This window comes from Chryseobacterium sp. JK1, from assembly GCF_050632815.1.
GTDB lineage: Bacteria > Bacteroidota > Bacteroidia > Flavobacteriales > Weeksellaceae > Chryseobacterium.
The window spans coordinates 2,522,315-2,537,686 of sequence record NZ_JBODRU010000001.1 but is presented as its reverse complement, the minus strand read 5'-3'; the positions used below and the strand labels follow the sequence as shown (position 1 = coordinate 2,537,686).

At 37.2% G+C, this 15,372-nt stretch carries 8 protein-coding genes; 6 read left to right on the top strand and 2 right to left on the bottom strand.

The genetic code is table 11. The features are described 5' to 3' along the window. Positions 1-37 precede the first annotated feature (37 nt). Together glsA and ACQ76T_RS11485 are read right to left on the bottom strand one after the other, a co-directional pair. A complete protein-coding gene (gene glsA / locus ACQ76T_RS11490; protein WP_431343431.1) occupies positions 38-1,051 on the bottom strand; it encodes a glutaminase A in 1,014 nt (337 codons plus the stop codon). Positions 1,052-1,167: 116 nt separating this feature from the next. Next, on the bottom strand, positions 1,168-2,400 hold the full coding sequence (locus tag ACQ76T_RS11485; protein ID WP_431343430.1) for a BamA/TamA family outer membrane protein: 1,233 nt from the start codon (positions 2,398-2,400) through the stop codon (positions 1,168-1,170). 507 nt (positions 2,401-2,907) lie between these two features. Between ACQ76T_RS11485 and ACQ76T_RS11480 the strand changes: the two genes are divergently transcribed. From ACQ76T_RS11480 to ACQ76T_RS11455, 6 genes are all read left to right on the top strand, one after another. Further along, positions 2,908-7,779 carry a PKD domain-containing protein gene (locus tag ACQ76T_RS11480; protein WP_431343429.1) on the top strand — a complete coding sequence of 1,624 codons (4,872 nt, stop codon included), beginning with the start codon at positions 2,908-2,910 and terminating at the stop codon, positions 7,777-7,779. 70 nt (positions 7,780-7,849) lie between these two features. Continuing rightward, positions 7,850-9,712 carry a T9SS type A sorting domain-containing protein gene (locus ACQ76T_RS11475; protein ID WP_431343428.1) on the top strand — a complete coding sequence of 621 codons (1,863 nt, stop codon included), beginning with the start codon at positions 7,850-7,852 and terminating at the stop codon, positions 9,710-9,712. Between the two features lie 259 nt (positions 9,713-9,971). After that, the gene (locus ACQ76T_RS11470) at positions 9,972-10,670 is read left to right on the top strand and encodes a DUF1826 domain-containing protein (protein ID WP_431343427.1); all 699 of its coding nucleotides are present in this window, start codon (positions 9,972-9,974) and stop codon (positions 10,668-10,670) included. 223 nt (positions 10,671-10,893) lie between these two features. Next, positions 10,894-14,010 (top strand): type VI secretion system Vgr family protein, encoded by a 3,117-nt coding sequence (locus ACQ76T_RS11465; RefSeq protein WP_431343426.1) that lies wholly within the window; start codon positions 10,894-10,896, stop codon positions 14,008-14,010. Next, the gene (locus ACQ76T_RS11460; RefSeq protein ID WP_431343425.1) at positions 14,010-14,381 is read left to right on the top strand and encodes a hypothetical protein; all 372 of its coding nucleotides are present in this window, start codon (positions 14,010-14,012) and stop codon (positions 14,379-14,381) included. Before ACQ76T_RS11465 ends, ACQ76T_RS11460 begins: the two co-directional genes overlap by 1 nt. Further along, the gene (locus ACQ76T_RS11455) at positions 14,378-15,106 is read left to right on the top strand and encodes a hypothetical protein (protein WP_431343424.1); all 729 of its coding nucleotides are present in this window, start codon (positions 14,378-14,380) and stop codon (positions 15,104-15,106) included. Before ACQ76T_RS11460 ends, ACQ76T_RS11455 begins: the two co-directional genes overlap by 4 nt. The last annotated feature ends 266 nt before the right edge of the window (positions 15,107-15,372 follow it).

Genomic DNA, 15,372 nt, shown 5'->3' with positions numbered 1-15,372 from the left:
TTTTTTGGAGGTTTTCAGTATCTGTATACGATTTGTTTTAAAATATACTTAAACCATACTGTTTTACAAGATCTAAAATCATATGGTAGCCTGCCAACGAATTTCCGTGCTGGTCTAAAGCCGGACTGAAAACACCGATTCCTATTTTTCCAGGAACGCTCACAGTGATTCCTCCTCCAACACCAGATTTGCTGGGTAAGCCAACCATACGGGAATACTCTCCGCTGAATTCGTACATCCCTGCAGTCAACATTTGTGATTCTATTAACTGGGCAACGTCGGCATTTTTGTGTTGGGAATCTCCGTCAAATCTTACACATTGGTTGGCGAAGAAATACCCTATTTTAGCAAGATCCTCAGCCGTAAGTTCAATAGAGCATTGTTTGAAATAGTTGTCGAGTTGATCTTCATTTCCGGTAATAAGTCCGCTGTTTTTCATGATGTAAAACATTCCACGGTTACGGTGTCCGGTAGACTTTTCAGATTCGTAAACAGATTTGCTGTACTCGATGGATGGATTTTTGGTGATATACCGAACCATATCCAGAACTTTAAGGAAGGGTTTTTCACCTTCTCCGGAAATCAGGGAAGTGGTAAGGATGGCACCTGCATTCATCATCGGGTTTAATGGTTTTCCGGTTGTTTCCAGGTTGGAAAAATGATTGAAAGGTTTGTCTGATCCGAAATATCCTATTTTGTCAAAAACATGAGCTTCGCCTTTTTCGTTTACCGCAATCATAAGAGCAATGATTTTGGAGATGCTTTGCATGGTAAATTTTTTTTGTACATCTCCGGTACTGAAGATTTTTCCGTTTTTATCTACTACAGAAAAAGCAATGGCTTTGGCATCCATTTTTCCCAGTTCAGGAATATAATCAGCAACTTTTCCCTGAGTGTAGTAAGCTCTATTCTTTTCCAGAATAGTGTTTAACGTTTTTTCTGTGATATTGGGAGCGTCTGTTGTTTTCTGAGCATTAATGGTTGTGTTTGCTGTGATACAAGCTGCTATTAGAATTGCTTTTGCAGAAAATAAAGGGCTGTTTTTTTTCATATGTATATAAGAGGATCTTCAATTTTTGATTAACCTAAAAACAAAGATAAAGTATTTCACTGTGGCTGGCAATTTACCTTTTCTGTTGATATTTTCAAGGGGTAACTGTTCTAAAACTAGAATACTTCCCCGATATTGGCAAAAAAACCATGAGAGTTATTTTGTCCAAAGGCATAATCTATGCATAAATTGGTGTTGCTGTGCTTGTTGAGCTTAACACGCAATCCAACTCCATATCCGAGAAGAAGTTTTTTGTACTCCTCAGAGAGATCTGCGGAGAAAGATTGTACGTTGGCAAAAACAACACCTCCTAATAAACCATTTCGGGTAATTCCGAACCGGTATTCATTTTCGTAATAGTACATATTTCTTCCTCGAAACCTGCTTTGTATATAACCTCTTCCTAAATTGTTCTGATCATCCCATCCTGTACTGGGAAGCATGAGGTATGGAGGCGTATTTTTGCTTGTGTTGAGCCATGCAAATCCCCAAAATGCAAGAATATTTTCAGATTTTGCAGGAAAACGGATGTATTTTCTGGCGTCTATCTGAAGTGAAGACCAGTTGGACTGGCTGCCTAAGAATGTGAAATTGGGACGGTAAGTAACGCTTAGGTATTCACCGTTTTGAGGGTTGATCTGATTAAGCCGGTTATCATATAATGCTTTTAGGGCTATTCCGGAAGCTCGTTCATAGGTTTTTAAATCTCGGGTGAGTAGGTGGCTTATTCTGGTACCCAGTGAATCGGTGACTTTAATGTTCCAAAACTGGTCATAATAAATTCCTCCTCCCGCATAGAGATCTTTTAAAACTTTAAACATAATGGACTGATGCAGTTTTATGTATTTAAAGTTAACAGTGTAGGCAGTATTGGAGTTGGCTTCTATTGAAATTCTTTTGCCTCCCAAACCGTATATTTCTGAAGGATAATTGAGATATTTAAAATCGCTGATCAGGTTGATTTTATTACCTTTTGTCCAGATATTGGCATATAACGGGAAAATAGTCTGCTTATATTGTGAGTAGGTATAGCTTGTTGTGATATTGGAAATTTTCTGGTCTTTTGAGTTTTGTTGATAAAAACCAATATTACCACTCACAACTCCAGCAAATCCTGTCTGTAAAGTGTATCCCGCAGCCGGAATTAATGACCAGTTGAATTTTTTCCCGGCACGCACTGTGTCTTCGTTGCTTTTTTTATGGAGAATTCTGTGCAGAATATCAACAATGTCTTTTGATGGTATTGCAGGTTGCCGCAGGGTGTCGGGTGAAGTTTGAGACTCGGTGCTCTGAGCCTGGCAGAAGATAGAAAAGATAGTAAGCAGAAAGCAAATGAAAGTTCTTTTCATTGTTTTGAATTTGTAATAACAATAATACATATAAATTCCTACGTGAATATTAAATAATCCGATATTTCTATTTTTTAATAAAACCTGTAGCCTATTTTTATTTTAGAAATATTTGAATTGTTGAAAATCAATCCTGATTTTGGGTTGAAAATATTGTTCAAGAATTTGAAAATAAGACCTTTTTGTTTCTCTGGTTAGTGTTTTTGTTTAAAATTTTCTATATATAGTTTTTTTTAATTAAAATTTTCATTTAAAATTTCATTTTTATTATAATTTTTATTTCAATGGAGTGTTGGGTTTGAAAAATGAAAAAATAAGCGTCACAGGTAGTTTCAGGTTGGTTTTTAATAAATAAATATAATTCAAGTGAAATAACATGTGGTAGAGAATATGATTATATAATTGATGTATAGTGTTTAATTTCGTAATTATTTTCACTATTGGATGATTTTTGTGTTATTTTTTTTACTAATTTGGAAAAAAATTAATAACACTTTTTTAATAACTATGAAAAACAACACCTACTTTAGTAGGCAGCACATCTTCAGATGGCTGCTACTATGTTGGCTTCTGGTGCCGTGGGCACTGCAAGCACAAGCTCGAATTACATGGACCTCTCAGGTCGGTTGCCAGGAATTCCGTGGCGAAAAAGAAGGACAAGGAGATAATGGCGTAGCCACCTCCTACATCAACTCATCGCAATGCCTCCGGGTTTGCGAGAATTCATGGGTTCTGTATACGGTCGCTGGTCCAAACGTGTCCAGTGTTCAGTGGACAGTTTCAGGAGGAAATTCTAATATTTCAGGTACGGGAAATACCTTGGCGAATGTCCAGTGGGGAAACGCAGGCAGTGGTTCCTTACAGGCTGTCATTACGTATAATGACGGAACTGTTGAAAATCAGACCATCTGTATTGAGAAGATTAATAGACCGATTGCCAAGTTTGAAATGGTAAATTTAGATTATTCAGTATGTAAGAATACGACGATCTATTTTGACAATCTTTCTGAGCAGAACGGCGGTTCGGATATCATTAACTATTACTGGGAATTTGGAGATGGAACAACATCTACAGCCTTTGAACCTTCCCATGTGTATACCGATTCAGGAATTTATACTATTCGTCTTACGGTTACCAATAAATGCGGATGCGAAAGTTCTTTTAAAAAAGAAATAGAGGTATTAAAAGCTCCTCCGGTAGAAATTACCTGTGCATCAGTAGTATGTGAGGGTAGTGTTGAAAAGTACACTGCTCAGGACGGATGTAAAGAAGGAAAATGGAAAGTAATCGGCGGATCCATTGTAAGCAATAATGGTAACTCGATTGAAGTAAAATGGGATCAGGTAAATCCTGCCGACGGATTTGGTTACGTAATGTACCTGTCAGAATGTGCTTGTCCGGAGTGGACCACCATCAAAATTCCGGTTATCCTATCCAAAGTAGAGATTAAAGGACAGACTGTTGTTTGTGCTAACAAGCAGTACACGTATGCAATTCCTCAGTGGCCTACCACAAGTGTTAAGTGGTATCTTTCAGGTCCTGCAGGCGGTCAGCTGAATTATACGCAGCAGAGAAATGAAGTGATTTTCTCTGGCAGCCAGCCGGGAACTTATACACTTACAGCAGCTTATCAGAACACATTATTATCATGTGAAGGTAATGGATCGATTACTATCGTGGTAGAAGATCCGGTAGTGATAAGTGGAGGTACAGACGAAATTTGTGCAGGAACTGCCCAAACCTTTACGGCTTCTCCGAATGTACCGGTTATATGGAAAGTTACCTCAGGAGGTTCAACTTATACATCACCTGCTACAACAGGAGCGTTTGGATACACATTTACAACTCCGGGCACTTACACTATTACTGCTACTAAGCAGGGAGGAGGGTGCGAAAGTAATGTAAGAGTAATTAAGGTAATGCCTATTCCGGCAGCCCCAACAGGATCTATTACAGGAGAGAAAAAAGTATGCGCAGGAAAACCTTATGTGTATACAATAAGCTCCGTAGATCCGGGAATGATCCCTGTGTGGGAAGTGACAAACGGAACGATTCAGGGAAGTAATACAGGATCATCAGTAACCGTAATATTCAACTCAACGGCTTCCACCTACGTGGTATCAGTAAGAAATAGAGCTGCAAATTCAGCAGCAGGATGTCTTTCTGCTCCGGTTTCACTGAATGTTTCTAAACTGGATCTGAGTACAATTACAATCAATCCAAATCCTGGGCCTTTCTGTCCGAGTAGTACACAGACCTTCAGTGCTAACCTTAATGGTATCGTTCCTGACTTTATGGAATGGAGCTTTGCTAATTCCAGCTTCGGAAGTGTTGTAGGAGGGCAGGGAACTTCAAACATTACAGTAAATTTCAATGAAATTGCAGGCTCAAACAGTAGTACTAACCTTAATTTAAGAATAGTAAAATGTGGGGTTACCTACAATGTTTCTATTCCGGTGTCATTGTTAACACTTCCTGTTGTTAGCTTTATCAACGTTGGAAACATCTGTTTGGGATCTAATGTTAACTTATCAGTTAACCAGGGAACGATTACTTCAGCCAGTCAGGTTCTATTCAGCTTTCCAAATGGAACGTCGTACCCTGCGACCTTTAATTCATCAGGAAATTATGTTATTCCGTATGGATATATTCAAAATACAACCGGAAGTAACATTACTCAAACGATCACTGTAACTTACAGTGGTACCAACGGTTGTAACTATAAGCCGACAGCAAGTGCAAACTTTACGATATTCCCGGAAACATTTATTACGATTTCCCCTGTCTATAATATTGCAGTTTGTGATCCGCTTACAATGGCTCCTTATACCCTTACTGCCAATAGTTCTACAGGACTTACCAACACGACAGGATGGCAGTGGTACAGAAATAATTCATTAATACCTGGAGCAACCTCCAATACTTATACTATACAAGGGGCTAATGCTATTGGGGTATACAAAGTAAAGGCAATGGATCAAAACACCTGTGTTGTCTTTTCTCAGGAGGTTAAAGTAATTCAGTCTTGTCCAAGTAGCAGTGGCTGTACAACAGATCCTCAGATTAATTTTACTCCTCAATGGACGGCTTGTAATACAATCAGTATTACTAATTTAAGCTATGTAGGAACTCCTAATGAAATTCAATGGGTTTCAGACAGTGTACTTAATCTGGTTTCTCCTCAGGGAGCATCTACTGCAACGTATCAAACGACTCTTGCAGGGGCACATATTGTTTTCGTACGTTTAAGATATGGAACATGCTGGTATACCAAAGGAGTAGAAGTAAGAAAAAATTATGAGCCTAAGTTCAATGTAAGCACGGTTTGTAGTGGAAACGGATATAATATCACGCTTCATAATACTTCTACCATCTTTGAGATCACTTCACCAATTACCTATACATTCAGTGGTGGAGGTCAGCCAAGTCAGTCTGGTCAGACGGCTACTTATAATAACCTGGCTCCTGGTACCTATACATTTAACTTGACGATGTCTGCACCAGGTCTTCCGCCGTGCACCACAACTCAGACGATAACATTGGCGCCATTACCAAGTACTAACTTTATCATTCCAAGTTCTGCTTGTGTAGGAGAAGTTATTAATCTGAGCCCGTCCAGTTATAACCCGGCCAATACTTATACATGGTATTTCTCCACAAGTTCAATAGTGGCTTCTGGAGCCAATACAGCGGTTACGATCAATACGGTAGGAAATACCACTGTGAAGCTTATGGTGAAGACTCCACTTGGATGTGTGTATTATTCTCCTGATGTACCTATTTTCATCAAAGCAGCAGTTCTTGACGGAAATATTGTGCCAATCAATGCTGTCGGATGCATAGGAAGTGGTCCTACGATCAGCTTTGTAAGCACTATTGGAACTCCTACAGATTATATCTGGATGAATGGTTCCCAGCCTGTAAATGGAGCGCCTAACTCAATGACATTTACCCCTACCCAGTCAGGAAGCTACTGGCCGGTACTGGTATCTTCAGATGGTTGTAAAACAAACATTATGAGTACCAAGGCGGCGACCGTGACATTGAAAACGCCTCCATACGTTAATATCTCAGGAAAAGCGAATATCTGCGCAGGATCATCTACGGTACTTACCGGTATTGTGACTGATAATACACTGGAATATCAATGGAAAAAGAATGGATCTGTAGTCGCGGCATGGGCTTCTTCTCCTTATCCTATTGTTTACAACACAGGATCACTTACAGCGGGTACGTATGTGTATACGTTAGAAGTAAGAACACCAGGTACTTCAGGATGTACAAGTTCTAAAAACTTTACCCTTACGGTAAGCAATCCACCGTCTCCGGTTTCTATCACATACAGTTTACTGAGCTGTCAGCCTTATCAGGTTAAATTAACGGCATCAGGACCATCTGTAGGAGATTACAACTGGAGCAACGGAATGTCAGGACAATCTATTGTGGTGAATGAAGGAGGTGCTTTCGAAGTAACCTATACCGCACCAAGTGGTTGTAAAGTATCAAACCAGACTCAGGTGCCTTTAAGTCTTGAAAGTCTGATGTGGGTATTCCCTACAGGATGTTATGATGAATGCTACAGAAAGAGCTATATTCTTGGACCAAAAGGAATATTTGATCACCATGAATGGCAGTTGTTCGGAAGCAGTATTCAAAGTGCCAACAATAACTTTATTAACCCACTTTATCTTGGAACATCAGGAACTTATCAGTTACAGATAAACCATTTAGGATGTCAGTATACTTCTGGAAATCTGAATTATTTCCCTGGTAAAGAATGTGGAGTAGAGACAGATTGTAAATTGGATGCTAAAATAAAAGGTCTTGAATGGGCTGGTGATCACTATAACGTTCATGGCGTAATCATTAATAGTGGAGGCCAGGCGATTACTCTGAATGTTTCAAGTGCTAATGGATACGGAAGCTACTTCCCGTCTATTATTACTATTCCTGCAGGCGGAATGTATGATTTGAACAGCAATTCATTTGTGTTCTATCCGAATTCGAATTTCTCAGGAGCTGATGAAATCTTATTCATGAATGAAACGTGTAAGTTTATCACTAAAATAGTGGATCCTAAGTGGGAAGGAGGTATCAAAGCAAAAAGAGGAGTAAGTGTAACTTCTGCTCCTTCGCTGAAAATGCTGCCAAACCCTGCGAAAGAAAAAGTGAAAATCTCTTATAATACAGGCAATGAAAGTTTACAGGCAAAACAGGTTACAGTTTTTGATGCCATGGGCAATATCAAATTCCGTAAAGAACTGAAAGCATCTTCCGGAGAGGTGGATGTAGAAGTTTCCAGCTGGTTGCAAGGTGTTTACATTGTCATTGTACAAACAGGAGATACCTCATTGCAAGGAAAACTAATTAAAAATTAGTGACATATAAATCAGTGTTCTCTTCGGAGAGCACTGTTTTTTATAGGATGTAATAACAAAATGAATATTTATGATACAATTGAAAAACAAACTCTGGGGACTGATGCTGATATTTCCGGCATTATCTTTTAGCCAGACTTATCAATGGCAATGGTCAAAACAGGCAGGTGGGATATCAGGATCTGCCGATCCGGGATTTTCATATCCGTTTGATGAATCTATACGTGATATTGCCGTAGATAGCAATAATAATACCTATTATCTGGCCACCATGCGGGAGCAGGGACAAAACCTTAACGGGGCAGCCGTTACCAACTATGGACTTAGTGATTTGTTTTTATTTTCTACTGACTGTCAGGGAAATATAAGGTGGTCAAGAGCAATAGGAGGTTCGGGAAATGGGGAGAATGCGTGGCATATCAAGGTAGATAATAACGGTGGGGTCTATGTAATGGCTACGCTTTATAATGCGGCGGATACCAATGATCCGAGTGCTGTTCCTATACATTTTGATGATACCCATACCATTCCGCCGTATACCTTTACGGATCTTAGTACTCCGGATCCGGGCTATAAATCGGCTTATTTATTAAAATATAACACCTCCAACGGTATATTGGCATGGAGCAAGCCTTTACAGGGAGATGTCAATTATCTCAGCAGAATATGTGATGTTCATATGATGTATATGGATTCGTCCAAAAATATTCATGCTGTGTTAGGTTTCAGGGCCGGAACTCATCTGAATGGACTGATTAATGTGCCGTCCGGCTATTCATCATCCTTTCAGTATTATCTTGTAAAATTCAATTATGACAATGGGAACATGACTCCTTCAACGCCGGTATTGCTTCCTATTACAGGAACATTGAGAGCGGGAGCTACAGAAGGAAAAGTGAATTTGCTGTACGATGAATCCCTAAATCGTTATTATCTTGCCGGAAACAGAATGCAAGATACTACAGGGTTGGAAGATTTTGCCTATAACAATATTCCTTTTACCAAGAAGGCGTTTCTGCTTGCTTTTGACGGAACTGCAGGAGCAGAACTATGGAGAAAGGAAATTACCACCAACATTACAGGAATTTCTTTGGATGATGAAATTCATTCCATTATAAAAGATCCCACATCTTCGGATATCTACATTTCTGGACGTTATTTTATGATAGGTGCAACGCCCACTTTTGGAAACTATACTTTTCCTTCCTCTTCTTATCAGGGACAAACCCCTTTTGTTATGAAATTAAATTCTGGAGGAAGCGTGCAATGGGCGAAGATTGCTGACGGAATCACAAGTTTTGGAGGATATCCTTTTGTAAAAGGAAAGCTGGCTATTAACGGAAATGAGCTGGCCTTTGCCAAAGGAAGCTGGAATGACATTTGGGGAAGCTATTCTATGGTGCGTCCGAATGGGGATAAAGCAGATCCTTTATTAGTGCGTCTTAATAAAGATTCGGGAGCCATTATTGGAGCTGCGGAAGTTCAGAGTAATTATGATTCTCAGGATGAATTTACTGCCATTGCTGTAGACAACGATGGAAATTATGTACTGGGAGGTCTTTTTCATGATCAGTTATTTACTGATCCTAATGATGGGGTTGCCACTATGGGAGTGAACGTTATCGGAGGAAAATCTCAATCTTTCTTCACCAAATTTGCAAAATCGGCTTGCAGCCAGATGTCAGTAGAGGAAACTGCGGTTCAGGCAGGAATGCAGTTACATCCAAATCCTGTACAGGACGTTCTTACTGTTAGAAGTAAGGAGCCTTTGGTTTCTTATGAAATTTATGGTGCAACAGGACAGTTGATCAAACAGGGAACTTTAAGTATGACGCAGGAACAAATAGTATTATCTTCTCTTCAGACGGGAGTTTACTATATAAAGTTAAAAACAAAATCTTCAACAGTAACAGAAAAAATACTTAAGAAGTAAAAACAAAACTGAAAACTAATAACCTTATATATAAAACAGTGCTATTCTATGGATAGTACTGTTTTTTTATAACATTCAGCCTTGTGAATGAATCTCAATAAAATCAGAAAATAACAAAGGAGTATTATCTGTGATGCCGAAACAAAAAAAACGCTGCAGTTTCTGGCATTTAATGTCGGGGGTAATGATAAAAACAAATACTTTCCCGATGTCATCTTCTGATCTATTCCTTATTTTTGTAAATAATTTATGCTAAAATATGGACAATGAGTTTTCCGGAAACAGTCAAATTGGTATAGTTTCTTCATTTTCTGAACTGATGAATACCGATTTTCGGGGAAGTACAAATGCTCTTTGCTGGTACAGAAGTTTAGCCGGGGATTTTAAGGAAATTGTTTCCAAGCTTCACTTAAAGGAAAATATTACAGAAATATCTCCCGAAGACCTTTTGTCCCTTGATTTGTCAGAAAAAGGACATATGGCAAGGGAAATTATATTAAACGATTTACAGCAGTTAACAGATTTTGGAGCTTTACCTTCTCTTAATTTATTGAAATCTTATGATCGGGATGAAGAGTTTGATTTTATCTCTACAGATGTATATTCCTTTCATGTAGATCGCTCACCTGTGGGAACAGATACTTTTCTATGCACTTACTATGGTGCTGCGAGTGATATTTTGCCAAATGATCAGGTGGAACAGAAAATTTTAATTCCGGAAATCAGAGAAAAACTTAAAGAACTTCATGATGGCCCTGAATCGGAATTTGAAGATTTTTTGAAAGATTGTTTCTTCGATCTTCATTATCAGCCCAAACCCAATGCAGAGCCAATCAATTTAAAATTAGGCCATCTTTGGCGCTTGGCTGTAGATCATCCCACACAGCAGGTTCTGCCTTGTGTTCATAGAGCACCTGTAGAAAATGCCGGAGAATATAGACTGTTGCTGATTTGCTAATGATTGATAAGTAACACAAATATTGGTGAATGTCTATCTCTATTAATGTTTGGATTTTATATTTTTTTAATTCGTTGGTATAAGTGGTATTAAGAGCTAGTCAATCTATTGGACTTAATCCATCGTAGCTCTACGACAATTTTTTAAATATTGCAAAAAAAATATTTTGCCAATATTTTTATATAAATTTGGTGACTTAATTTCGACACAAACACAAATCACGATGAAAAAAAATATCTCAAATGCAGATAGGATTTCCGATAATCATATTGCGGGGATTAACCGTGTAGTGAAGCTGGATATTGTGATTGAAGGGAAATCTATCAGTCATTTTATACACTTCCGCTTAAAACAAAGTGCAAAAAAACATCATAGTTTTGAGCTCACTCTGGCTCATGATTCTTTAGACAAAATACAAAACCACACATTAGAACAGGCAAAACAATTCTTAGGAAAGCGTTTGACTGTAGTTTTCAAATATAAAGATTCGGAAAATGAAAGCCCTGAAAGAACATTCGTTGGGCTTATTACACAGATCGCATTCGGTCAGGAAAAAATGAGCCTGGGAAATATTGTTCTCAAAGGATATAGCCCAACTATTCTAATGGATGCAGCTCCTCATACTCAGAGTTTTGGAGGAAGTCAACCTGTGAATACTTCCATTATTGCAGACAGAATTATTAAAGAAACACTTGGAGCAAACCGATTCGATTTCAGAATAGAACCCCAAAACAAGAGTTACATCAATTACAGCTCTCAATATTGTGAGTCGCACTATAATTATCTGGCGAGGATTGCAGAGGCTTACGGAGAGCAATTTTATTATGACGGAGAAATTCTTCATTTTGGTAAAATCAAGTCTCATGAAAAACCACTTCGGCTGGTTGATGGCAGTAACATAAGCGATGTTGTCATAGAATTGAAGGCAATACATACCAAACCTGAATACTTTGGGTATAATGGTAGTACTCATGCAAAAATGCTTGGCTCTAACAATGAGATTAAGCATTTAGGAGACCTGTCAGCAAAAGCTTATGAGTTGAATAATAATATTTTCAAAACCCGTTCATTGATCCCTACACCCATCAATGCTAATATGTTTATGGATATAGATGATTCTCAGAGAAGCGCAAGGGGAAGTGCTGCTGTCGAAGTTTTTACGGTATCAGGAAACACTACTATTCCTTTTCTTTACATAGGATGTGTAGCTGATCTGTCAATGAGAAAACCTGACAGTAACCAAATTTCTCATTTCACAACTTTGATGATAACAGAGGTAACTCACGAGGTTGATGCCAGAGGATATTATACCGGAAGTTTTGAAGCGATAGCTGAAGGAACTGGTTTTATGCCTAAACCTGATTTTGTAATGCCAAAAGCCGAGCCCCAGGTTGCAACCGTTATATCCAATATTGATCCTTTAAATCAGGGAAGAATACAGGTTCGATTTGATTGGCAGATACATGATACCACCCATTTTATAAGAATGATGAGCCCCGATGCAGGCGGAACAGATGCCGTAATTCAAAACAGAGGCTTTGTAGCTATTCCTGAAATAGGAGATCAGGTAATGGTAGGTTTTGAATATCACAACCCGGACTTCCCTTTTGCTATGGGAGGGATGTTTCATGGAAAGGTTGGATTAGGAGGAGGACTTAACAATCATCTGAAATCTATTCAAACGAGAAGCGGAATTAAAGTTTTAATGAATGATGCCAATGGCAGTGTGACCATTCAAGATCCAAGTGGAAATATATATATTATGGATGGAAGTGGAAATATCAACATTACTGCTCCCAATAAGATAACTATGAATGCAAAGGATGTTGAAATTAATGCCAATAACAATTTTAATATTAACGTTGCTAATAACATGACTTCAATTGTTGGGAACACGGCCATGATGAACTATCTTCAGAAAACATTGATGAATACTCCTGTTATGTTGCAAACCGTGTCAGAGCTATTTCACGCTCAGGCAACAAAAATGATTATCAATACGGAAAATGAATTATTCATTCAGGCGAAAGAAGCTAATGTTGCAGGTACTCAAAAACTATTCTTGCATTCTGATCACAATACCATAGTAAACAGCAAAGGTAGTGTGGGAATGCATGGTAAAAAAGGGAACAGCCAAACGAATAAAGCTCAGTCATATAAAAAGATTCCTATATATATGGATGGTCGATGCTACGTTAAGTTTAGACCTCAATCAAATTGGAGTGGAGAATTTGGCTTTGACTGGATGAGAATGGGGGACACTTCTTTGCCGGGTGATACTAAATCTAATGCATATAAATTTATTTCATCGAACTATAATAATCTAAAAACAGCTTACCAACAAAGAACTTTTACAAGAAAAGATAGTAGAGGCAGAAGAACAACATTTACCTACTTTGTACCTTGGCTTACATTATATCCTAAAAATGAAGAGCCAAAAGGATTTACCCATACTTCTGCAAAATTAGATGTTACTATTGATATAGAGGTAGAACCGATAAGATTAGAAATAGAATGTGATGATTTATCGTTATTTAATTTTGATAAACAAAATTTTTCTCAGACAGCAAAAGGAATTCATAAAACTACAATTACTATAACATGTTTGAAATCTTTTGATAAATATCAAAGCATTAAAATTATGTCTGTCTTTAAAAATGCAAAAGGAGAAGAAGAGAAGACACTTGCAGGAAAATTATTAGTCACCCCTAATAAACAAAGATATAAAGTTGATTGTGTCATTGTAAAGGTACATACAAATATCAATGGAGCCTCGGTCAGAAGTGATCCCAAAGGGAGAAGAGCTGTCTTGGATAAATACTTAAGACAAGCATTGGTTAATCCTAATTTTTCAAATGAAATTGTTTTAGATTGCAGTAGTAATATTGACCCTATTACAAAGAAAACAACAAATCTGATGACCCTTTTTAATAAAGAAGCAAATATAACTGGTGGAATGATTCCTGATGGGGCAACAGCTAAAATTCAAATATTTCTAAATAATCAGATTAGGGCTAAATATGGAAATAAATATGATAATGTTTATAAATTCTATTTTATAGCCCAAACTGCTGGTGGGTTATTTGGTCGTGCATTTGGAATTCCTTCATCTGCAAGATCAGTTGTGGTATATAATCCTGGTTTTACAGATAGCACTATCGCTCATGAAGGACTTCATGCAATGGGATTAGAGCATCCTTTCCGTGGTGGTGAACACATGTTTAAGCGTTCAACGACTGATAATATTATGGATTATTCAGATATCGAAAGCGGAATACCTGTTATTCAAATATGGCATTGGCAATATCCGTTTATTTATAAAAATGTTAAAAAAATATAATGATGAAAAGAATAGCTTTTTCATTTGTTATTTTCTGTGTAATTTCTTGTCACAAGAATGTGGATAAAACATTATATGAAGCCAGAGTAGGTTCATCTTGTGCCAAAACATCTTCCGGTGGGTATATGATATACGATTCCTGCCGTTTAATCTTTAATCAAAATAAAGTTAAGATTCAATACTATCAAGCGGATACTGATAATCCTCAAATAATGAGAGAAAATAAAATTGAATATCATAAATATACATTTGACGGAAATATAATTTATATTGATCATTTTCAATATGGCAAATTATTTTATAAAAATGATTTACTTTTTACACTATATAGAATTGAAAGTACAGACACTTTAAAATTTATTAAAAAATGAGAAAAATAATTTTAATACAGTTATTGTTAATAATAATTTCTTGCCATTCTCAGGATAAAGAAAAAGATAATAATAGAACTCATGACAAACCCGAACTTACTAAAATAGAAACCTCAATAAATCATAAGTCGATGCAAACCTATACAGATGAAGAATTTACAGATCAGGATATTCTAAGATATAAAAAAAATAAAATTGAAGAAGGATATGAGTATATACGTGAAGACGGCTCATTAGTGTATGAGGTTGATTATGAATGTGTTATGTATCGACGGTATATAACTCCTAAAGGTTCTTTATTTGTAATTCACAAAGAATATCACCCTAATAAAAAGTTATGGTTGAAATTTGAAACATTTGGTGATAGAGGTTTTATTAAAGGGTTACGATATGAATATGATGAAAAAGGGAAGCTAATAAAAGTTGAAGATTGGGGGAAACCCTATAAATTTACCTGGGAACAAGTAAAAAAATATATTGAAGAAGATTTAAAGTTAGATTTATTAAAAGATAAGGTAGTAGTAGATAATAATTTAGAATATCCTGGTTACAGTTTTCCTACTTGGAGTATAACTTATATAGGAAAATACAAAGAAGATCCTAAAGGAGGACTAATAAGAATCATGTTAAATGGTGTTACAGGAGAACTATTAGTTGTAGAACGTCAACTTGGAAAAGGTGGTGATGGAACTAGTTTGGACCTGCTTTATAAAAAGAAAAATTAGTCTAAAAACGCAAAAAATCACAAATAACGACCGATTATCCAGTAATTAAGGAACAATACCAAGCGATCTAAGGGTTAGCAGCCAGAACTTTTCTATCGCTGAGGGAAGGGACATGTGAAAAACATGAGATCGGAATGACAATATAAACTGTTTAAGCCTTTTCTATCGTAAATGCTTTGGTTTAAGATGCGGTGCCGCACTTTCTACTACTTCCTCTATGCGCTTTGTCTGGTTTCCTGTTTTCTGACGAGGATAATCTAGCTTAA